This is a genomic window from Streptomyces sp. NPDC050610, from assembly GCF_040654875.1.
Taxonomy (GTDB): Bacteria; Actinomycetota; Actinomycetes; order Streptomycetales; family Streptomycetaceae; genus Streptomyces.
Window position 1 is genome coordinate 38,929 of record NZ_JBFAIV010000045.1, and the last position, 19,531, is coordinate 58,459.

At 71.5% G+C, this 19,531-nt stretch carries 19 protein-coding genes; 9 read left to right on the top strand and 10 right to left on the bottom strand.

Translation table 11 applies throughout. The annotated features are described in order from the left end of the window. Positions 1–78: 78 nt before the first annotated feature. The 6 genes from AB0I22_RS35420 to AB0I22_RS35445 all read right to left on the bottom strand — a co-directional run bounded on the left by AB0I22_RS35420 (position 79) and on the right by AB0I22_RS35445 (position 7,724). Positions 79–1,107 (bottom strand): BMP family ABC transporter substrate-binding protein, encoded by a 1,029-nt coding sequence (locus AB0I22_RS35420; RefSeq protein WP_363135117.1) that lies wholly within the window; start codon positions 1,105–1,107, stop codon positions 79–81. Positions 1,108–1,237: 130 nt separating this feature from the next. Further along, positions 1,238–2,479, bottom strand: a complete 1,242-nt coding sequence (locus tag AB0I22_RS35425; protein WP_363135137.1) for an amidohydrolase — start codon at positions 2,477–2,479, stop codon at positions 1,238–1,240. A 234-nt stretch (positions 2,480–2,713) separates the two neighbouring features. Continuing rightward, positions 2,714–3,997 (bottom strand): hypothetical protein, encoded by a 1,284-nt coding sequence (locus AB0I22_RS35430; RefSeq protein ID WP_363135118.1) that lies wholly within the window; start codon positions 3,995–3,997, stop codon positions 2,714–2,716. Between the two features lie 119 nt (positions 3,998–4,116). After that, entirely contained in the window at positions 4,117–5,043 is a 927-nt protein-coding gene (locus tag AB0I22_RS35435; RefSeq protein ID WP_363135119.1) for an N-acetylneuraminate synthase family protein, read from the bottom strand. Positions 5,044–5,106: 63 nt separating this feature from the next. After that, positions 5,107–6,366 (bottom strand): acylneuraminate cytidylyltransferase, encoded by a 1,260-nt coding sequence (locus tag AB0I22_RS35440; RefSeq protein WP_363135120.1) that lies wholly within the window; start codon positions 6,364–6,366, stop codon positions 5,107–5,109. Positions 6,367–6,389: 23 nt separating this feature from the next. After that, on the bottom strand, positions 6,390–7,724 hold the full coding sequence (locus tag AB0I22_RS35445; protein WP_363135121.1) for a DUF6716 putative glycosyltransferase: 1,335 nt from the start codon (positions 7,722–7,724) through the stop codon (positions 6,390–6,392). A gap of 187 nt (positions 7,725–7,911) precedes the next feature. Here AB0I22_RS35445 and AB0I22_RS35450 point away from each other — a divergent pair, with 187 nt between their 5' ends. The 3 genes from AB0I22_RS35450 (at position 7,912) to AB0I22_RS35460 (ending at position 11,823) form a co-directional block, all read left to right on the top strand. After that, positions 7,912–8,889 (top strand): glycosyltransferase family 2 protein, encoded by a 978-nt coding sequence (locus AB0I22_RS35450; RefSeq protein WP_363135122.1) that lies wholly within the window; start codon positions 7,912–7,914, stop codon positions 8,887–8,889. Next, a complete protein-coding gene (locus tag AB0I22_RS35455; RefSeq protein ID WP_363135123.1) occupies positions 8,889–10,535 on the top strand; it encodes a polysialyltransferase family glycosyltransferase in 1,647 nt (548 codons plus the stop codon). Before AB0I22_RS35450 ends, AB0I22_RS35455 begins: the two co-directional genes overlap by 1 nt. 109 nt (positions 10,536–10,644) lie before the next feature. After that, positions 10,645–11,823: an acyltransferase gene (locus AB0I22_RS35460; protein ID WP_363135138.1), complete on the top strand. Its 1,179-nt coding sequence runs from the start codon at positions 10,645–10,647 to the stop codon at positions 11,821–11,823. A gap of 233 nt (positions 11,824–12,056) precedes the next feature. On the opposite strand, the gene AB0I22_RS35465 is transcribed toward AB0I22_RS35460, so the two are convergent. Further along, positions 12,057–12,602 (bottom strand): nitroreductase family deazaflavin-dependent oxidoreductase, encoded by a 546-nt coding sequence (locus tag AB0I22_RS35465; RefSeq protein WP_363135124.1) that lies wholly within the window; start codon positions 12,600–12,602, stop codon positions 12,057–12,059. Between the two features lie 88 nt (positions 12,603–12,690). Here AB0I22_RS35465 and AB0I22_RS35470 point away from each other — a divergent pair, with 88 nt between their 5' ends. Further along, positions 12,691–13,284 (top strand): helix-turn-helix domain-containing protein, encoded by a 594-nt coding sequence (locus tag AB0I22_RS35470; protein ID WP_363135125.1) that lies wholly within the window; start codon positions 12,691–12,693, stop codon positions 13,282–13,284. A gap of 75 nt (positions 13,285–13,359) precedes the next feature. On the opposite strand, the gene AB0I22_RS35475 is transcribed toward AB0I22_RS35470, so the two are convergent. After that, positions 13,360–14,007 (bottom strand): helix-turn-helix domain-containing protein, encoded by a 648-nt coding sequence (locus AB0I22_RS35475; protein WP_363135126.1) that lies wholly within the window; start codon positions 14,005–14,007, stop codon positions 13,360–13,362. Between the two features lie 95 nt (positions 14,008–14,102). Here AB0I22_RS35475 and AB0I22_RS35480 point away from each other — a divergent pair, with 95 nt between their 5' ends. Next, positions 14,103–15,128, top strand: coding sequence for a hypothetical protein (locus AB0I22_RS35480; protein ID WP_363135127.1), 1,026 nt, complete (start codon positions 14,103–14,105; stop codon positions 15,126–15,128). 365 nt (positions 15,129–15,493) lie between these two features. On the opposite strand, the gene AB0I22_RS35485 is transcribed toward AB0I22_RS35480, so the two are convergent. Beyond that, the gene (locus tag AB0I22_RS35485) at positions 15,494–15,844 is read right to left on the bottom strand and encodes a hypothetical protein (RefSeq protein ID WP_363135128.1); all 351 of its coding nucleotides are present in this window, start codon (positions 15,842–15,844) and stop codon (positions 15,494–15,496) included. Between the two features lie 285 nt (positions 15,845–16,129). Next, positions 16,130–16,432: a hypothetical protein gene (locus AB0I22_RS35490; RefSeq protein WP_363135139.1), complete on the bottom strand. Its 303-nt coding sequence runs from the start codon at positions 16,430–16,432 to the stop codon at positions 16,130–16,132. 486 nt (positions 16,433–16,918) lie between these two features. Between AB0I22_RS35490 and AB0I22_RS35495 the strand changes: the two genes are divergently transcribed. The 4 genes from AB0I22_RS35495 to AB0I22_RS35510 all read left to right on the top strand — a co-directional run bounded on the left by AB0I22_RS35495 (position 16,919) and on the right by AB0I22_RS35510 (position 19,368). Beyond that, positions 16,919–17,041 carry a hypothetical protein gene (locus AB0I22_RS35495; RefSeq protein WP_363135129.1) on the top strand — a complete coding sequence of 41 codons (123 nt, stop codon included), beginning with the start codon at positions 16,919–16,921 and terminating at the stop codon, positions 17,039–17,041. A gap of 3 nt (positions 17,042–17,044) precedes the next feature. Further along, on the top strand, positions 17,045–17,887 hold the full coding sequence (locus tag AB0I22_RS35500; protein ID WP_363135130.1) for a hypothetical protein: 843 nt from the start codon (positions 17,045–17,047) through the stop codon (positions 17,885–17,887). Positions 17,888–17,959: 72 nt separating this feature from the next. Further along, positions 17,960–18,661, top strand: coding sequence for a TetR family transcriptional regulator (locus AB0I22_RS35505; RefSeq protein ID WP_363135131.1), 702 nt, complete (start codon positions 17,960–17,962; stop codon positions 18,659–18,661). Beyond that, positions 18,658–19,368, top strand: a complete 711-nt coding sequence (locus AB0I22_RS35510; protein ID WP_363135132.1) for a VC0807 family protein — start codon at positions 18,658–18,660, stop codon at positions 19,366–19,368. Before AB0I22_RS35505 ends, AB0I22_RS35510 begins: the two co-directional genes overlap by 4 nt. Positions 19,369–19,531: the final 163 nt, after the last annotated feature.

A 19,531-nucleotide genomic window follows, 5' to 3' on the forward strand; every position in this document is an offset into this window, starting at 1 on the left:
CCGGGGAGCCGTCCCGGCCGCGGAACCCGCGCCGCGCCCCTGGCCGCGACGGACCGGGACGGGGCGCGGGCTCTCAGCTCACGGGTTTTCCTTGACCTTGACCTTGCCGTCGACGATCTTCTGCTTCGCCGCCGCGATCTTGTCCTTGAGGTCGTCGATGTTGCCGCCCGAGGTGGACAGCGAGACGCCGCCGTCCTTGAGCAGGTAGCGGTGCGTGCCGGTCAGCGGCTTGCCGTCCTTGACGGACTTGACCAGGTCGAAGACGGCGACGTCCACGTTCTTGACGACCGAGGTCAGGATCGAGGACTTGTACTTCTCCAGACCGGACTGCTGGTACTGGTCGGAGTCGACGCCGATCGCCCAGGCGCCCTTCTGCGCCGCGATGGCCTCGATCGAGCCGCTGCCGGAGAGGCCGGCGGCGGTGTAGATGACGTCGTTGCCGGCGTCGAGCATGCCCTTCGCCTTGTCCTTGGCGGCGGCGGGGTCGTTGAAGCCCTTGTCGTTGTTCGGGTACAGGTACTGCGAGGTGATCTTGATCTTGGGGTCGGTCTCCCGCACGCCCTGCTCGAAGCCCGCCTGGAACTTCTGGATCAGCGCGTTGTTCACGCCGCCGATGAAGGAGACCTTCTTGGTCTTGGTCTTGAGCGCCGCGGCGACGCCCGCGAGGTACGAGCCCTCGTGCTCGCCGAAGACGATGCTGTCGACGTTCTTGCCCGGCACGACCGAGTCGACGATCGCGAAGGTGGTCTTCGGGTTGTCCGCCGCCACCTTCTGGATCGACTTGGCGTAGTTGAAGCCGACGCCGATGACCGGGTTGTACCCCGCCTCGGCCAGCGAGGAGAGCCGCTGCTCGCGGTCCGCCTCGGTCTCGTTGTTCTTGGCGGTCATCGCCTTGCCGCCGACCTTCAGCTCCTTCATGGCCTTGTCCATGCCGCGGGCGGCGGACTCGTTGAAGGAGTGGTCGTCACGGCCGCCGACGTCGAAGGCCAGGCCGATGCCCTTGTCCTTGCCGCCGGACTCGGTCGAGGACTCACCGCACGCGGTGAGCGAGAAAGCGAGGGCCGCGGAACAGATGCCCGCGACAGCGATTGTGGATACCCGGCGCACGAGGGCCCCTTCACTCGAAGCGCCACGGTCGGCGCTGGTTTCGCGGGCATCGTAACGCGCGTAGATGGGGGATAAAGGGGTCGCAGAAAGCCGTTATCGGATCGTCGCGAACCCCATCCCACCTCGCCGCCTACGGACGGTTGACATCGAGCAAAGCCGCGGCGGTGAACAACTCCACGCCCACCGCGATCGCCGACTCGTCCACGTCGAAATCACCGCAATGCAGGTCACGTCGGACAGTGTCGCCGACCCGCCGCACCCCCAGCCGGGCCATCGCGCCGGGCACCTGCTCCAGGTACCAGGAGAAGTCCTCGCCGCCCAGGGACTGCTCGGTGTCCTCGATCGAGGACGGCCCGCGCCGCGCGGTCATCGCGCGGCGCAGCAGGTCGGTGACGTCCGGTTCATTGACGACGGGCGGCACCCCCCGGATGTAGTCGATCTCCGACTTGGCCCGGTGCAGGGTGGCCACCTCATCGATCGCGGCGTGCACCAGGTCGGGGGCCTCGCGCCACGCCTGGAGGTCCAGGCAGCGGACCGTACCGGACAATTCGGCGTGCTGCGGGATCACATTGCAGGCGTGCCCGGTCTCCAGCCGCCCCCAGGTCACCGCCATGCCGGAGCGCGCGTCGACCCGGCGGGCCAGCAGCGCCGGCACGTCCGTGGCGACCTTCGCGGCGGCCGTCACCAGGTCGGTGGTCAGATGCGGGCGCGCGGTGTGCCCGCCCGCGCCGTTCAGCGACACCTCCAGCCGGTCGCAGGCCGAGGTGATGGCCCCGGGCCGCAGCCCGATCCGCCCCGCGTCGACCTTCGGGTCGCAGTGCACGCCGATGATCCGGCCGACGCCGTCCAGCACCCCGCAGTCGATGACGTCGGGCGCGCCGCCCGGCAGCACCTCCTCGGCGGGCTGGAAGATCAGCCGGACCGGGTGCGGCAGCAGCCCCCGCTGGGCCAGCTCGGCGAGTACGAGCCCGGCGCCCAGCACGACGGCGGTGTGCACGTCGTGGCCGCAGGCGTGCGCCATGTCCTTGACGGTCGAGCGGTACGGCACCGTCTTGGTGTCCGGGATCGGCAGCGCGTCGATGTCCGCGCGCAGCGCCAGCATGGGCCGCGCCTCGGTGCCGCTGTCGGTGCCGCTGCCCAGGGGGCCGATGTCGCAGACGAGTCCGGTGCCGAGAGCGAGGATCCGGGGCGAGAGCCCGGCCCGCTCCAGTCTCGCCTTGATGGCTCCGGTGGTACGGAACTCGCACTTGCCCAACTCCGGGTGCATGTGCAAGTCCCGCCGGAAGGCGATGAGTTCGGCGCGCAGCCCGGCGGACAGCACGCCGGACAGCTCGGGATCGGTACCTGCCTCGGGCTCGGATTCGCGGGACATCAGTTGGTTCACCCTGTGAAGGTTAGGGCCACAGGTGGGGCAACTGCCTGGCGATCAACAAAAGTTCAGCCCGATAGGGGAAGGGAAACTAGGCCGTGGGTCGCATGACCGCAAGAGATACGGGGTAGAAGACTCCGCTACGCGCCGTGCCCCGCCCCTTCCGCACCACTGGCCGAACCGGCCCCTCGCGCCCCGCTCTCCGCGCCTCTCCCCCGCCGCCGCCGGCCTCCGATCTCAGAGCGTCGAGGCCGGAACATACGGAACCCGGCGGATACCGCGCGCGGTGCCCGTGACGCCGGAGAGGAAGTCCTCCGCGCGGGGCGAGGCGGTCTCCGTCAGCCAGGCGGGATCCACATCGCAGACCGCCACCGTGATGCCGGTGCCGGCGAGGGCCAGCGGCAGGGTGTGCACCACGGTCGAGGGGAAGCTCAGGATCATCCGCCCTATGGGGCCGCGGCGGGCGATCAGTTCGAGCGGCAGATCGGGCCGCACGATCTCCAGCCCCAGCTCGGCGCCGATCCGGTGGAGCTTGTCGGTGGACTCCCGGCGGTGCGCGAAGTACCGGGTCGCGCCGTGCGTACGGGCCAGCGAGGCGACGGCGGTCAGATAGTGGTCGAGGTCCACGACGCCGGTCTCGACCAGGGACGTGCCGACCAGGTCCGTACCACGGGTCAGCCGGGGCGGGCCGAAGGCCGAGCGGGTCCACGCGAAGTCGTTGGCGGTGACGGTGACGCCGGGCGGCGCCTGTACGGGCATCGAGGTGAACACCTCGACGCGGCGGCCCTCGCCGGGCGTGAGCCTGCGGCGCGCGGAGGCCGCGAACGGCGCGAAGACCAAGTCGCGCGCTCCGCGCCCGCCGCGCCGGTGCCAGCGCACCAGACGGGTGCCGAGAGCCAGTTGCGAGACGAACTCCATGGTGGCCGTGCCGTCGTCGACGACCACGACATCGCGGGCGCGCGCGATGGTGAGCAGCAGCTGCACGTAGCGCGAGAACGGATCCCCGATCACGATCCGGCTCGCGCGCCGCAGCAGGGGCGCCAGCCCCGCGATCGTCTGCGCCGGCGCTCCGGCCCCGCCGCGCGCCTCCTCCCACCGCACGGTGTGCCCCTCGCCCCGCGCCAGCTCCGCCATCCGCCGCAGCTGCCCCCGCGTCATGGGGTCGTGCGGCGCGAGCACGACGACGGTGAGGCCGGTGGGCGCGCACCGGGGCGCCGGCCCCGGCTCGTCATCGTCGCCCACGGTCTCGTACGGCTGCCGCGGCACCCCGTCGTAGAGGGCGGGCACGGGCGGGGGCGCGGCGTCCGGGGCGCCGGGTCCCGGCGCCCGTACGGCGTGCGGGACGTCGGGTTCGGGCAGCCGTACGGCATCCGGCACGCCCGACTCCGGCGCACCGCCGTCCAGCGCGGAAGCCGGGCCGGCGCGCAGCGCACCGGCGTCCGGTGCGGGGGCCGGGCCGGCGCGCAGCGCGTCGCCGTACGACCACTCCAGTACGTTCAGGAGCTGGACCGGGCTCTCCACGAAAGCCAGGGTTCCGCTCGGGTCGGCCCGAGGCCCCCGGAAGCGTGCGGCGGGAGCGGCCGTCGCTTCCGGGGGCGGGCCGGCCGGCCCCGCTGTCGGTGTCACCGGGCCCGGCCGCCTCAGACCGCGACCGGCTCGCGGTCGCCGGCCTCGGCGACGACGCCCGCGACGCGGCGCAGCTTCTTCATCGGGCCCAGCTCGCTCTCGTACACCTTCTTGACGCCGTCGCCGAGCGACTCCTCCACCACGCGGATGTCGCGGACCAGCCGCTGGAGGCCCTGCGGCTCGACGGAGGCGGCCTGGTCGGAGCCCCACATGGCGCGGTCGAGGGTGATGTGGCGCTCGATGAACGTGGCGCCGAGGGCGACGGCGGCGAGCGTGGTCTGGAGCCCGGTCTCGTGGCCGGAGTAGCCGATCGGCACGTTCGGGTACTCGGCCTGGAGCGTGTTGATCACGCGCAGGTTGAGCTCCTCGGCCTTGGCGGGGTACGTGGAGGTGGCGTGGCAGAGGAGGATGTTGTCGCTGCCGAGCACCTCGACCGCGTGCCGGATCTGCTTCGGTGTGGACATCCCGGTGGAGAGGATGATCGTTTTACCGGTCGCGCGCAGGGCGCGCAGCAGCTCGTCGTCGGTGAGCGAGGCGGAGGCCACCTTGTGCGCGGGCACGTCGAACTTCTCCAGGAAGGCGACGGCCTCGGTGTCCCACGGGGAGGCGAACCAGGAGATGGAGCGCTTGGCGCAGTGCTCGGCGATCCTGCGGTACTCGGTCTCGCCGAACTCGACGCGGTGCCGGTAGTCGATGTACGTCATCCGGCCCCAGGGAGTGTCGCGTTCGATGTCCCACTGGTCGCGCGGGGTGCAGATCTCCGGCGTGCGCTTCTGGAACTTGACCGCGTCGCAGCCGGCGTCGGCGGCCGCGTCGATGAGCGCGAAGGCGTTCTCCAGATCACCGTTGTGGTTGATGCCGATCTCGCCCGTGACGTAGACCGGGTGGCCGGGGCCCGCGGTCTTGGCGCCGAGGGTCCGGGTGCGGAGAGTGGAGCTCATGGAAGGCAGGTTCCTTGCTGTTGGGGGGAGTTCGGTGAGTTGTGCCGTGCGGTCTTCGTGCGGCTAGACGGGCTGTAGGGACGGGCCGAGAATCCAGGCGGCGATCTCCCGGATGGCCCCGCCGCCCCCTGGTGCGGAGGTCACGGCGCGCGCGGCGCCGCGTACGACGTCGTGTGCTCCGGCGACCGCCACGGGCCAGCCGACGAGGTCGAAGCACGGCAGGTCGTTGACGTCATTGCCGACGTACAGCACGCGCTCGGGTGCGATGCCCTGCTCTTCGCACCACTGCTTCAGCGCCAGGTCTTTACGGTCGATGCCGTGGAGGACGGGAAGTTGGAGCTTCTTGGCCCGTGCGGCGACGACCGGGTTAACTTCCGTGGACAGGATCAGCATCGGCAGCTCGGCCCGGCGCAGCGCGGCGATGCCGAGCCCGTCGCCCCGGTGCACGGCGACGATCTCGCGGCCGTCTGCGTCGATCAGGACCCGGTCGTCGGTCTGGGTGCCGTCGAAGTCGAGCACGATGGCGTCGATGTCCCCGCGGCCGGGCAGCGCCCCGGGCCGGTCCGCGTCGAGCAGCGGGGCGAGGACGCGGGCCCGCGCCAGGTCGTGCGGGTCGTCGATCTCCAGGACGCGGGCGGCGTCGGTCCGTACGAGCTCGGTGCGGCCGAAGAACCGGTGCTTCTCGGTGCGGAAGCGGTCGGCGCGCATGCCGTAGGCCGCGCCGGTCTCCAGGTAGTCCTGGGGGCGGTCCTGGCGGCGGGGCCGGTAGGACTTGTCGTGGTTGACGCCGACGCCGCCGGTGGCGGTTTCCGCGATCCCCGCGGTCTCCACGGCCTCCGCGGTCTCCGCGGTCTCCGCCGGCAGGTCGTCCGCCGCGTCGGGCGCGCGCCAGACGAAGCCGTGGAACGGGGCGACGGTCAGCGCGGTGTCCGCGCCGCCCGCGAGGATGGCCTCCGTGACGCCGTCGATGTCCTCGCGGGCGATGAACGGGCTGGTGCACTGGACGAGGAGGACCACGTCGACGGCGGTGCCGTGCGCCGCCTCGTACGCGTCCATGGCGTGCAGCACCGCCGCCTCGCTGGTGGCGGTGTCGCCCGCGATGTCGCCGGGGCGCTGTACGACGACGGCGCCCGCGCCGCGCGCGGCGGCGGCGATGCCCGGGTCGTCGGTGGAGACGGCGACGTCGGTGATGTGCCGGGCGGCGCGGCACTCGTGCACGGCGCGGGCGACCAGCGGCACGCCGCCGACGGCGGCGAGGTTCTTGGCGGGCACGCCCTTCGACCCGCCGCGGGCGGGGATGACGGCCAGGACGGTCGGGGGCATGGCGGCTCCTTGGGGTGTGGTCGTCACAGCTGGCCCATGCGGCGGATGACGGGGGCGACGCGCTGCACGCCGTGCCGGTAGGCGCCGCGGGCGGCGTCGCGCATGGCGTTGCGGGTGGCCCGGCGCAGCGCGCTGGCCTCGCGCGGTTCGGCGGCGTGCGGCAGGGGGTGGCCGGTGGGGTCGAGGCCGTGCCGGGCGAGGATGCCGGGCAGGTAGCCGGGCGCGGTGACGGGGGTGTAGTAGGGGGCGAGCGGCGGGAGTTCGGGGGCGGCGACGAGGTCGGCGACGCGCTCGCGGGCGGCGTCGAAGGCCCGCTCGTACGGGCCGTCGGCGGCGACGCCCTGGCGCGCGGTCCAGGTCGGGTCCGGCTCGGGGAGGTGGCCGGCGTCGAGCTGGTCCCAGGAGGCGAGGCAGCCGGAGCCGAGGAAGTGGTGGTTGCCGAGGGCCTCGCGGATGCCGAGGTCGGTGAGGACGGCGGTGGGGATGGCGCGGTGCAGGGATTCGAGGGCGGCGGTGGAGCTGACCGTCACCAGCAGGTCGGTGTGGTCCAGGACCTCGCCCATGTGCCCGTAGACGAGGCGGCAGTTGTCGGGCAGCCCGTCCGGGAGCCTGGCGGCGAGCTTCTGGTAGGGCAGCTCCTCGATGTGCGTGGTGTGTTCGCCGGGCTTGCTGCGGAGCTTGATCAGCACTTCGCGCTCGGGGTGCAGGCGCGCGTGCTGCGCGGCCCTCTTCAGCAGGTGCGTGCGGGCGGCGCGGCTGTCGGGCACGGAGGGCTGGGCGGCGAAGACGACGGTGTACGGGCGGTCCTGGACCTCGCCGGGCACGGCGGGCGCGTAGCGGGCGCCGTCGAGGAAGGGCAGGGCGCATTCGACGACGCTGCCGGCGCTCGCGCCGACGCCGCGGTAGACGTCGCGGAACCGTTCGGCGTCGTGGCGGGAGTTGGCGAGGACGACGTCCGCGCCGTGCCGCAGCAGGAGACCGTCCGCGAGCTTCTCGTAGACGACGCCGACGTAGCCGGTGACGACGGCGGGGCGGTGGCGCTGTCCGGCCCAGGAGCGGGCGAGCCCGTGCACCATGGCCTGGACGGCGCCGCCGACGCAGGACAGCACGATCACGTCGTAGCGGGTACGGTCGGCCGTACGTACGAACTCGGCGCCGGTGACCTCGGTGAGCGCGTCGGCGCGCACGCCGACCTCCGCGAGCTGGCGCACCGTCGGGGTGGCGCGGCCGCGCAGCAGGAATCCGTCGAGCCGGCCGCCGGGGGCGATGCGGTGCGCGGTGAGCGCACCCCATTTCCACCGGGTGTCGGAATCGGCGAGGACGGCTACTCGCGGCGGGGAATGCGTACGTGATGGCACGTCGCCGACGATAGGAATTCATTCCGTTTCGTTGCCCAACGCGAGTTCAACACTCGGTAAACAACAGGATGACGGAAAGAGAACCGATCTCCCGGCGTGGCCGGTTCACCAATTGGACGTGCTTCGTTCACCTTCACGCCCGCCGCGCGTCAAGACGAATGCCGGGCGGCCCCCTACCGTCACCCAAGTGGTTAAGCTCTCCGTCATCGTGCCGTTCTTCAACGTGCAGACCTACGCCCCCGACACCCTGCGGAGTCTGCGCGCCAATGCGCGTGCGGACTTCGAATTCATTCTCGTCGACGACTGTTCGAGCGACGGGACGCCGGAGCTCCTGCGGCAGGCCGAACGTGAGCTGCCGGGGGCGGTGCTGGTGCGGCACGAGAAGAACGGCGGCCTCGCCACCGCCCGCAACACCGGCCTGGACGCGGCGAGCGGCGAATACCTGACCTTCCTCGACGGCGACGACTGGCTCGCGCCCGGATACTTCGGCGAACTCCTCTCCTTCATAGAGGAGTTGGGCGTGGACTTCGTCCGCGCCGACCACGTCCAGTGCTCCGGCCGGGCCCGCTCGGTGCACCGCGTGCCGCAGGGCCGGCGCGGCGTGGTGCTCGACCCGCGGGACGCGATCCTGCCCGCCGACCGCTCCACGTCCGTCGACTACGCCTACGCGTGGGCGGGCATGTACCACCGCCGCCTCCTGGACGACGGGCTGCTGCATTTCAAGCACGGGCTGCGCACCGCCGAGGACCGGCCGTGGATCTGGCGGCTGCACCGCGAGGCGCGGACTTTCGCGGTGGCCGGCCTGCTCGGCGTCTTCTACCGGCGCGGCGTCGCGTCCTCGCTCACGCAGATCGGCGATGTGCGGCAACTCGATTTCATCCACGCATTTGATCAGGTCATCGAGGAAACGGCGCGGGACGCGGACGCCGACCAATTGCTGCCGAAGGCCGTGCGCACGTATTGCGCGATTATCTCCCATCAGCTCGGCACCATCGAACGGTTCGAACCGGCCGTGGCCAAGACATTGCGCTCGATGAGCGCGGCCGCGATGAAACGGATGCCGCAGGACATTCTGAAGGATGCGCTGAATTCCATGGATTACGAGCGCGCGGCACGGCTGCGCAGGGTCCGGCGCCGTACGGCCGCGGCGGAGGTGTCGGCCTGATGACCGCCCAGCCCGACGACCACGCCCGGCCCGACAGCCCGCAGACGAACGGCCGCCCCAGGACCGGTCCGGCGAGCCGACCGCAGAGCGATGGCCGCCCACAGACCGACGGCCATGCCCAGGCCAACCGCCCGCAGAGCGACGGCCGCACCCAGGCCGACGGCCGTGCCCAGGCCGACCGCCACGACCGGCCCGACAGCCCGCGGACCGATCGCCGCACCCGGACCGGACCGGCCGAGGCCGACCGCCCCGGCGGCCCCGGCCGCGGCCCCCGCCCCGGCCGGCCGCGCACCCAGATCTTCCTGGCCTCGACGCTCTACGGGGCCGCCACGCTCGCCGCCGCCCTCGACGCCGACCGCTTCCCCCCCGCCGGCCGCCGGCTGCTGCTCGTCTCCAACAACGCGGCCATCCCCGAGACCACCCCGTCGTTCCAGGAGGCCCCCGGCTTCGAGCTGCTGCGCGACCGCTTCGACGGGCTGCTCTCCTGGAACGAGACGATCCGCCCCTTCCACCCCGGCGGCTGGTCCCCCCGGCCGGACGACGCCCCCCTGTGGGAGCGGCACCTGCGGATGCTCTGGGACCTCGGCGACGACGAGATCGAACTCGTCGTCGAGTCCATCCAGGTCAACCCGGCGCTGGCGCTCACCCAGCTCTTCCCCGACGCGCCCGTCGAGGTCTACGCCGACGGTCTGATGAGCTACGGCCCCACCCGCAACAAGCTCGACCCGCTCATCGGCACCCGCATCCGCCGCCTCCTCCACCTCGACCTCGTACCGGGGCTGCGCCCGCTGCTGCTCACCGAGTTCGGGGTACCCGCCGAGATCGTCCCCACCGACGCGTTCACCGAGGTCCTGGCCCGTCTGGAGACCGCCGCGCCGGAAATTACCGCACCGAAAGGCTCCGCGCTCCTTCTGGGCCAGTACCTTTCGGCACTGGACATCCTCACCCCGGTGGAAGAGGAGGAGCTGCATGTGCGAATGCTGCGCGGCGCGGTCGAACTCGGTCATCGAGCGGTGGTGTTCAAGCCCCACCCCACCGCGCCCGCCCGCTGGTCGCGGATGCTGGAGGAGGAGGCCGGACGGCTCGGCGTCGAGCTGGTGGTCCTGGACACTCCCGTTCTGGCAGAAGTCCTCTACCAGCGCCTGCGGCCCGCACTCGTCGTCGGCTGCTTCTCCACGGCACTGCTGACCGCGACCGCCCTGTACGGCCTGCCGGTCGCCCGCATCGGCACGGAACTGCTCCTGGAGCGGCTCACCCCGTACCAGAACAGCAACCGGGTCCCGGTGACGATCGCGGACGCCCTGCTCCCCGACCTGGGCCGCCCCGAGACCGTCGCCGGCTGGACCCCGCCGGCCGGCGAGACGGCGGGCAAGCAGCTGACCGGCCTGCTCTCGGCGGTCGGCTTCGCCATGCAGTCCCAGATCTACCCGGAGCTGCGCCCGGCCGCCGAACGCTACCTCGCCGCCAACCTCAACACCCACACCTGGCGCTACTTCAAGCGCCGCCGCCTCACCTCGCTGGCGCTGCCCGGCGCGCTCCCCTCCCAGCTCGCCTTCCTGCCGCGCAACCCGACGGTCCGCAAGGTCGCACGGCGCGCCCGCGCGATGCAGCGACGGCTGGTCAAGCGGACGGCGGCGCTGGGGTGAGCGTGGCGCACATGGCGGAGACATGCCGCGCGGCGGGGGCGGCCCGATGAGCGCCGCCTCCGGCACGGCTTCCCTGGAGCCCCCGGCCCCCACGGGTACGGGCCTGCGCATGCCCGACCCGATACCGACGCCGCCGCCCGCCGACCCAGCCCGTAACGGGACCGCGCCCGCGCGCAAGGGGGCGCACGGCCGGCTGCGCGCCCTCGACGGGCTGCGGCTGATCGCCGCGCTGATGGTCGCCCTGTACCACTACGGCGGCCGGACCGGCGAGGTCGGGCAGGCGTGGGGCGGTTCGCCGCGCGCCCAGTTCCCGTCGCTGTCCACGGCCTTCTCGTACGGCTGCCTGGGCGTGCAGATCTTCTTCGTCATCAGCGGCTTCGTGATCTGCATGAGCGGCTGGGGCCGCCCGCTGCGCTCGTTCTTCGCCTCCCGCGTCGCGCGCCTGTACCCCGCCTACTGGGCGGCGATCCTCATCGTCACCGTCGTCTTCGCGCTGCCCTGGGTCGCGTACAAGACCGTGTCGCCCAGCGACACCCTGATGAACCTGACGATGCTGCAAATGCCCGTCGGCGCGCACCGGGTGCTCGGCGTGTGCTGGACGCTCTGGGCCGAACTGCGCTTCTACGCCCTCTTCGCGCTCTTCGTCGTGCTGCCCGGCGCGACCCGCCACCGGGTGGTGCTGTTCTGCGCGGTGTGGACGCTGGGCGCGGTGCTCGCGGACGCCTCGCACCAGGAGTTCCTCAAGACCGTGCTGATGCCGGAGTACGCCCCGTACTTCATCGGCGGCGTCGGCCTCTATCTGATCCACCGCTTCGGCCACTCCGCCCTGGCCTGGGGGATCGTCGGCGTCAGCTTCCTGATCGGCCAGCACTACGCGGTCGCCGCCCTGTGGCACACCCCGAACCCGCACTTCTTCTCGTACCGATCGCCGTACGTCATCATCGCGATCGTCGCCGCCGGGTACGCGGCCGTGGCCGCCATAGCGCTCGGCAAGTTCCACTGGGCGAACTGGCGCTGGCTGACCGTCGCGGGCGCGCTCACGTACCCCTTCTACCTGGTGCACGAGCACCTGGGGTGGGTGGTGATCGCGGTCCTGCACCGGAAGCTGGGCATCCCCTCGTACGCGACGTTCGCGCTGACGATCGCGCTGATGCTCGTACTGGCGTGGCTGCTGAACCGGCTGGTGGAACAGCGCCTGACGCCCGTACTCCGCAAGACCCTGTCGGGCCCCCCGCGCCCGGCCCCCTCCCCTTCGGACGCGGTCACCGGAGCCCCTCGGACCATGTAAGATCATCTACGTAACTCCGGCGCACGACGCGGGAGTCACGCGTCTGTGGTCCAAGGAAAGACGCCCGCCATCCAGCGGGAAATGCAGGTGCAAGGCCTGCCGGGCGCTCCACACGAGGGCCCCGTACTCGATGAGTACGGGGCCTTCGCCTTTCCTCCGCGAGCCGGGGCCGGTCGGGCTCCGAACTGAACCGCGCCGCCGACCGGCAACGCGCCTGGCGTGATCGGAATGGTTCAGTGATGAGGGAGCGGCGGGGTCGCGGCTCGTCCGTCGGCGCGGTCCAGTACGACGACGGGGATCTGCCTGCCGGCGGCCGCTTCGAACTCGGCGAACTTCGGAACGAGGGCTACCTCTTTCGCCCAGAGCCGCTCGCGCTCCGCACCCTCCGCGAGCCGGGCGACGACCGGCACGATCTCCGTGCCCACCTCGACCGCGGCCCGCGGGTTGGCCATGAGGTTGTGGTACCAGACGGGGTGGCGCGGGCTGCCGCCGTGGGTTCCGAAGACGGCCCAACTGTCGCCGACCGGCTGGTAGAACAGCGGGCTGATCCGCTCGCGGCCGGTCCTGGCCCCGGTGTGGTGCACCAGGATGAGCGGCATGCCCTGCTCGCCGAACCCGGGAAACCGGGGCGGAACGGGGCGGCCCGCGGCGAATTCCTCCTCGCTGCTCCAGGGCACGTACCCGGCGTTGGCTCGGAATTCGGCGATGATCTGCTCGTTCCAGCCGCCGGCGGCAGGGGTCTTGGCCTCGTGGGCGGTGGTGGTCGACGGGTCGGGCACGGCATCCCCTTTACTATCCGGAGCACTTGCTCCACAAAGTAGCACGATGCGGAGCGCACGCTCCGCATAAGGGGATATGCTCGATCCCATGGCAGGGGACGAAACAGAAGGAACTACCCGGCGCCGCGCGCCGCGCGTGGACGCGATCCGCAACCGGGAAGCGATCATCGAGGCCGCCGCCGACGTACTCGCCGAGCAGGGCACCGCGGTGGACGTCCGCGAGATCGCCCGCCGCAGCGACGTGGGCATGGGCACCCTCTACCGGCACTTCCCGAAAAAGGAAGACCTCGTCCGTACCGTCCTGTACCGGGACTTCTCGAAGTGGGCGGACTCCGCGCGCCGGGCGGCGATCGACGCCGAGGACCCCTGGGCGGCATTGACCGACTTCTACCAGCAGGCGCTGACCGGCTACGCGCACCACCGCGCGACCATGGAGAACTTCGCACTGACCTGGTCGGAACCCGACCTGGAAGGAATCCAGCAACTCCGCCTCGTCATCGAGGAACTGTGCGCCCGCGCCCACGCCGCGAACCTGCTGCGGCCCGGCGTGACCACCGACGACCTGCTGCTCCTGCTGGTCTCACTGGGCCACGCCGTCCAGCTCACCGACCAGTGCCGCCCGCACATGTGGCACAGACTGCTGCACCTCTCCCTCGACGGCCTGCGCGCCGACCGCCTGTGAAAAACGCCGGTCACTGACGGCACTGCGGTTCACGCCGGCCCCACTGGCGACGTCGACGCCACCAGTGGAACGGATTCACTGGCGCAAGCGCTGTCGTGCCTGTTCTTCGGCGGCGTCGAGTGCGGGTTCGAGGGTGGCGAGCGCGGAGCGGAGCAGGTCCGGCAGCGAGCCGGACGGCACGACGAGCCCACCGCTCGCGAGGGGTGCGGCCGGAGGCTGTAGCCACTGCTGGAGTGCGATCCGAACGGCAGCGGCCACGCTCGCCGCGAGCACGCGGGAGGCAGACGTGCCGGTGCGGCCGAGGCGCTGGTCGATCGCGGCGGCGAGGGGGGGTTCGATCGCCTCGGCGGTGTCGAGGAACGTGTCACGCAGCGCGGGACTGGCGGTGATCAGCAGCAGCTCGTCGCGGTCGTGCTGTTCGGTGTACTGCTCCACGATCGCTTCGGCCAAGGCGTCGGCGAGGCGGACGTGGGCGGGCCCGGCCGCCACCGCTGCGACGACCCGGGATTCCCGTTCGGCGGTGACGGCGGCGACGATCGCCTGTTCGCGGCTGGAGAAGTAGTTGTTGTAGGTCCTCGGCGAGACCCCTGCCGCCTCGGCGATGTCGTCGACGCGGACGTTGTCGGGCCCGTGCTTGAGTGCCAGCCGGAGTGCCGCCTCACGCAATGCCACTCGGGTGGCCTGCTTCTTCTCCTCGCGCAGCCCGGTCCGCTTTGTCGTCACCCTCGAAGCATCCCAGCTTGAGTGCGCGCACGCAAACTTGCGTGCACGCAATATTTGCTTCTACTCTCTGCCCCTCCCGCAGAAAGGTCAGACGCATGCGAGCCAAGGGCATCTGCTACGACACCGGCTTCCTCCGCAATGGCAGCAGTTCCCGGGAGCACTTCGACCCCGGCCTGGTCAAGAAGGAGCTGACCATCATCCGCGACGATCTCCACTGCACCGCCGTCCACATCACCGGCGGCGACCCGGGCCGCCTGGAGCTCGCCGCCCGTCACGCCGCCGAGCTCGGACTGGAGATCTGGTTCTCGCCCTACCCGCTGGAGCTGACGACCGACGAAATCCTCACCCTGATCGCTGACTGCGCGGAGCGGGCCGAGCGACTCCGGACGCAAGGAGCCGAGGTCGTGTTCGTCACCGGCGCCGAGCTGAGCGTCATGAACCATGGGTTCCTCGAAGGCGACAGCACCGAAGAGCGAATCGGCTGGCTACTGAGCGACCCGGCCCGTCGGCCCGAGCGATTCGCCGCAGTCGGCACCCGTCTCAACGCCTTCCTCCGCGAAGCCGTGGCGGTGGTCCGCGAGCGCTTCCACGGCAAGGTCACCTACGCCGCCATCCAGTTCGAAGCCGTCGACTGGGACTTGTTCGACTTCACGACCTTCGAACTCATCCGGTCCGCGGAGGTGGCCGACCGATTCCGGGACGCTGTGCGCGGTCTCGTCGCACAGCCCAAACCGGTCGCCATCACCGGCTTCGGCACCGCCACCTGGCGCGGCGCGGGTGACGTCGCACCCCGCAGCATGGAAATCCTCGAAACCGACGAAGCCACCGGCGCTCCGCTCCGGCTGACCGGAGAATACGAGCGCGACGAGGCCGGCCAAGCGGCGTACCTGAGCGAACTGCTGGAGATCTTCGACAGCGAGGGCGTCGACAGCGCCTTCGTCTTCCTCTTCGCGCTGTACAACCTGCCCCACCGCCCCGACGGCGATCCCCGCGACGACCTCGACCTCGCCAGCCTCGGCATCGTCAGGATCCTCGAAGACCGCCACGGCGACACTTACCCCGACCTGCCCTGGGAGCCCAAGGCCGCCTTCGCCGCGATCGCCGACCACTACCGCGACTGAGTCCGCTCGGGATCGAGACGTGAGGGACGGATGAGGCCCTGGAAGTCCTTCGTCGTCTCTCCGCGCTCCCCGGACGGGCGGCGCGGGAGGACGAAGGCCCCCGAACCAGCCTGTACAGAAAGGGGTTGTTCTACGATCCCGCGCTCGTGACGCGGGCTGGTCCCTCATCCCACAGGTTCACCATGGCCGGGTCGGCCTTGATTCGCTTCGCACGCCGCCCGCACCGCACCGAGCACCGCGGTCGGCAACCTGTCCGGCCACTCCTCGGACTCGTGCTTTGTCGCCTGTGAACGTCCCTTGGCACTGATACTGGGGCTGTTCTCGGGACGGGGATGAAGCGCGAGCCCAGGTGGAGCGGGCGTCTGTCACTTGTCGCTGCACCGCTTCGCCTTGACGCGGTAGGCAGTCGCCTTCTTGTCGTAGGCCCGCGCCTTCTTCTTGTAGGCGACGGCCTTCTTCTTGTGTCCCACCAGCATCTCGTGCCGCGCCTTGGCCGTGTAGGTGTCGGACTTCTGCGCGTACACGTTCGCCTGGTGTATGAGCTTGGCCGGGTTGCAGCGGACCTTGCCGGCGGCCGTCGCCGAGGTCGCCGGTGCGGTCGCCGTGACGGCGGTGCGCGGCGCGGCGCTCGCCGAGGACGCGCCGAGGGCGACCGGCCCTGTCACGGCCACCATCCCGATGGCTACGGACGCGATGACGCGGCTGAAGCTACGCATATGGTCGAGATCCTCCATCCGATGTGCGTTCAGGGCCGGGAGCCCTGCCGCTGTTTTCGCCTGTTTTCGCCGGTGACGTGTTCGATGCCGGCGGCTGCCTCGGATGGTAGGTTCCGTCGCTTCACGCGCGATGCGCGCAATGGCCCAAGTCGTATGAGTTTCCGGGCTCTTGACGGCCGGTCCGGACCTGTGCGGTCTGGATCTCCACGGTCCTGCTTCATACGGTCCTGGTGCATACGGTCCGGGGCCCGGACCGGTGGGCCCCGGGACGGTTCCGGCCGGCAGTCAGGGCTGCACGCTGATCTCGCCGATGCCGGTGCCGATGGTGCCGCAGTGCGCGGTGGACTGGCTGGACTGCCCGGGCTGGAGTGTGACGCGCTCACCGTCCACGTCCGGCGCCCAGCCGCACACGAGATGCACCCAGAAGGTCTGCGGCGCGGCGCCGTTGTTCTGGCACAGCGCGTACCCCGTGTACTCGTCATTGGCGTGCTTGCCGGTCTGGCAGGAAAGGCCGGGCGGGGTGGCCGCCGCGGGCGTGGCCGGGGCGACGAGCGCGGTCAGTCCGGCGAGCGCGGCCCCGGCCAGCATGGTCCTGGAAGCGCGGGTGACGTACTTGTTCACGGTGTTCTCCTCTTGAGGTTGGAAGGCGTTCGTTCGCATGGGGGCATCCGGACGCGGATGCGTGCGGATGCGGACGGACGTGTGCGGACGTGTGCGGACGGATGTGGACGTGTGCGGACGGATGTGGTCAGGGGTGGCCGGGCGGGTGAGCGCGGCCCGGTCGGCGTCGAGGCCCGGTCGGTGTCGGTCCTGACGCGCCGGGCCGCGCCGCCCTGGCGGTTGCGTACATCCGGGTGCGTCTACGCGTATCCGGATGCGTCCGGTGTACGGATCCGCGGTGCCGCCGGATCCCCCGTTCACGTACACCTTCAGCCCGGCCGAGCCGTCGCGGTACCTCACAGGAGTCAGGGTGGGGACGGGAGGCCCGGCAGTCACGGCCGTACGCGCGCGGCCTGTCCATCTGACGGTGGAACTGTGGTGGCGCCGGCGCGCGGCCCGTTCCCACCATGGATCATGGACCACACGCAGTCAGCGCCCGGCCTCCCGCCCGTCGCCGGGCCTGCCGGGAAGCCCGCCAGGAAGCCCGCCGGGCCCGCATTCCGCGACGGCGTCGAGCACGCCGCGTACCAGGGGTGACCGGTGTCCGACACCGCACCCGCATCGGACGCGGCGCCCGCATCAGACGCGGCGCCCGCCTCCGTCGACGTGCCCGCGCAGGCGCGGGAGCGTGACGCGCGCGGAGGGCCCGGCCATACGGTGCTCGTGGCCGCGGTCGTCACCCTGCCCGCCGTGAAACTCGCCTACACCGTCGGCGGCGGGGAAGCGGCCACAGAGGTGCTGATCGGGCTGGAGCCGGGCAACTGGCCCGACGTGCTCATCGGCATGCTCCTGTCCAACGCGCCGCTCACCGCCGTGCTCGCCGTCGTCCTCTCCCGCATGGTCTTCGCCTACTTCGCCGCGAAGGGAGCCGTACCGCACGCCCGGTCGTTCGCCGCCACCCTGCGCACGCTGGCCCTCGCCGCGGTCAATCCGCTGGCGGTCGGCATCGTCATGGCCGTCCTGTTCGGCCCGTGGTGGGGCACGGCCACCGGGCTGGCGGCCTGTGTGCTGCGCCAGGGAATCGTCGCCGAGTACCGGATGGGCCGCCGCGGTCCCGGCGGACGCCGACGCCGTCCCGCCGGGGCGCCGCGCACGTGGGGCCACCGGCTCGCCGGCGCCGAGCAATGGGCGGCCCTGCTCCTGGCCGTCCTCGTCCTGCCCGTCGCCGCCTTCGCGTCCGCCCTCGACGGCAGGGCCTGGGCGCCCCTCGTCGACTGCGCCGTCGACACCGGCCGCGGCGGCGCTCCGGACCGGCTGATCGAACTCGGCCGGAAGGGCAGCGGCGTCGTCGGCTGGTCCCTCGCCCACCACGAGGTCGTCAACGGCGCCGCCTGTGCCGTCGCCGAGACCCGCGTCGTACACCCGCCGTGGTGGGAGCGCTGAGCGTACAGCCATGCTCCGCCAGGGAGGTGCGTCGCCGGTTTGAGCGTTACTCGGCTGAGGAATTAATTACTCATGCGAGTAACGAATGGACTGAGCGAGGTGGACGGACCGCCCACCGACGCGTCCGAACGGTCGCCCGCCGACGCGTCCGAGCGATCATCCACCGGCGCATCCGAACGATCGCTCGCCGCGAGTGCGCGGCGGGCGCAGATCGTGGAGGCGGCCATCGAGACGCTGGCCGAGAACGGTCACGGGCAGACGACGTTCGCGCGGATCAAGAAGCAGGCGGGGATCTCCAGCACCCGGTTGATCTCCTACCACTTCGGCACCAAGGGGGAGTTGATGGACGCCGTCCTGGAAGAGGCCGGGTTACGCGCGCACCGGGCGATCTCGCGACGCGTCGCGGGCGAGACGTCGGCGCTCGGGGCCCTCACCGCCCGGATCGAGGCACAGCTGGAGTGGGTCGCCGACAATCCGTCCTCGGTGCGGGCGATGTACGAGATCTGCATGAACGAGCGGGACGCGGAGGGCGTGTTGCGCTACGGCCTGGAGGCCACGGCGCGGGCGAACGTCGACGCGCTGGAGCCGATCCTGCGCGCGGGGCAGGAGCGCGGGGAGTTCCGCCAGTTCGACAGGGAGCTGATGGCCCTCACCATCAAGTCCTCGATCGACGCGGCGATCGTCCGCATGGCCCGCCCGCCGCGCTTGCCCCTGGCCCAGTGCGTCCGCGAACTGACCACCCTGGCCCGACTCGCCACCAGGCAGGAGCTGTGACCGCCCGCGCCGGGCGCCCCGCCAACCGCCGACCGCTGTTCCAACTGGGGTGGGACGTGGGCGCGCCCATCGCCCTCTTCTACGTGCTGCGCGGGCTGGGCGCGAGCACGTTCGCCGCGCTGCTGGCCGGCGCGGTGCTGCCCGTGGTGACCGCGGGGGCGTACTGGCTGCGGGACCGCCGGCTGGAGGGGATGGCGGCGTTCATGGCTGGGGTGATGCTGCTGAGCATGGTGACCTCACTGATCAACGGCGGCACGCGGTTCATGCTGGCCAGGGACGGTTGGGTGACGGCCGTGGCCGGCCTGTGCTTCCTGGCGTCGGCACGGGCGAGCCGCCCGCTTGCCTACCTGGGGGCGCGGCCGTTGCTGGAGGGGCGGTTCCTTTCCGATGGGACGCCATGGGAGACGCTGTGGGAGAACGAACCGGCCTTCCGGCGCATCTGGCGGGTCTCCACGGTGATCTGGGGCATCGCCCTGCTCGCCGACGCCGCGGCGCGCGTCGTGATGTCGTACACGCTGCCGGTCGACGCCGTACCCGGGCTCGGCGGTCTGCTCTGGCCGGTCACGATGGTCCTGTTGCAGGTGGTGAACGGTGTCTACTACCGGGCGGCGGGCCTGTGGCAGATGACTGCGGGGCACGACCGGCGCGCGGAAGCCGTGACCCCGTCAGCCCCGGCGGCCCCGGCGGCCCCGACTGCGCGGCGATAACGCGGCCTCGCCCCGCGACGATCGCCACCGACCCCTCCCCTCCCCCGGACGCGGTCACCGGAGCCCCTCGGACCATGTAAGATCATTTACGCAACTCCGGCGCACGACGCGGGAGTCACGCGTCTGTGGTCCAAGGAAAGACGCCCGCCATCCAGCGGGAAAT

Coding starts and splice junctions, on each gene's coding strand:
- AB0I22_RS35435 (WP_363135119.1), bottom strand. CDS start 5,043: ATGAGCTCCACTCTCCGCACCCGGACCCTCGGCGCCAAGACCGCGGGC.
- AB0I22_RS35455 (WP_363135123.1), top strand. CDS start 8,889: ATGACCGCCCAGCCCGACGACCACGCCCGGCCCGACAGCCCGCAGACG.
- AB0I22_RS35425 (WP_363135137.1), bottom strand. CDS start 2,479: ATGTCCCGCGAATCCGAGCCCGAGGCAGGTACCGATCCCGAGCTGTCC.
- AB0I22_RS35440 (WP_363135120.1), bottom strand. CDS start 6,366: ATGCCCCCGACCGTCCTGGCCGTCATCCCCGCCCGCGGCGGGTCGAAG.
- AB0I22_RS35505 (WP_363135131.1), top strand. CDS start 17,960: ATGCGAGTAACGAATGGACTGAGCGAGGTGGACGGACCGCCCACCGAC.
- AB0I22_RS35470 (WP_363135125.1), top strand. CDS start 12,691: ATGGCAGGGGACGAAACAGAAGGAACTACCCGGCGCCGCGCGCCGCGC.
- AB0I22_RS35485 (WP_363135128.1), bottom strand. CDS start 15,844: ATGCGTAGCTTCAGCCGCGTCATCGCGTCCGTAGCCATCGGGATGGTG.
- AB0I22_RS35460 (WP_363135138.1), top strand. CDS start 10,645: ATGCCCGACCCGATACCGACGCCGCCGCCCGCCGACCCAGCCCGTAAC.
- AB0I22_RS35495 (WP_363135129.1), top strand. CDS start 16,919: ATGGACCACACGCAGTCAGCGCCCGGCCTCCCGCCCGTCGCCGGGCCT.
- AB0I22_RS35490 (WP_363135139.1), bottom strand. CDS start 16,432: ATGCTGGCCGGGGCCGCGCTCGCCGGACTGACCGCGCTCGTCGCCCCG.
- AB0I22_RS35480 (WP_363135127.1), top strand. CDS start 14,103: ATGCGAGCCAAGGGCATCTGCTACGACACCGGCTTCCTCCGCAATGGC.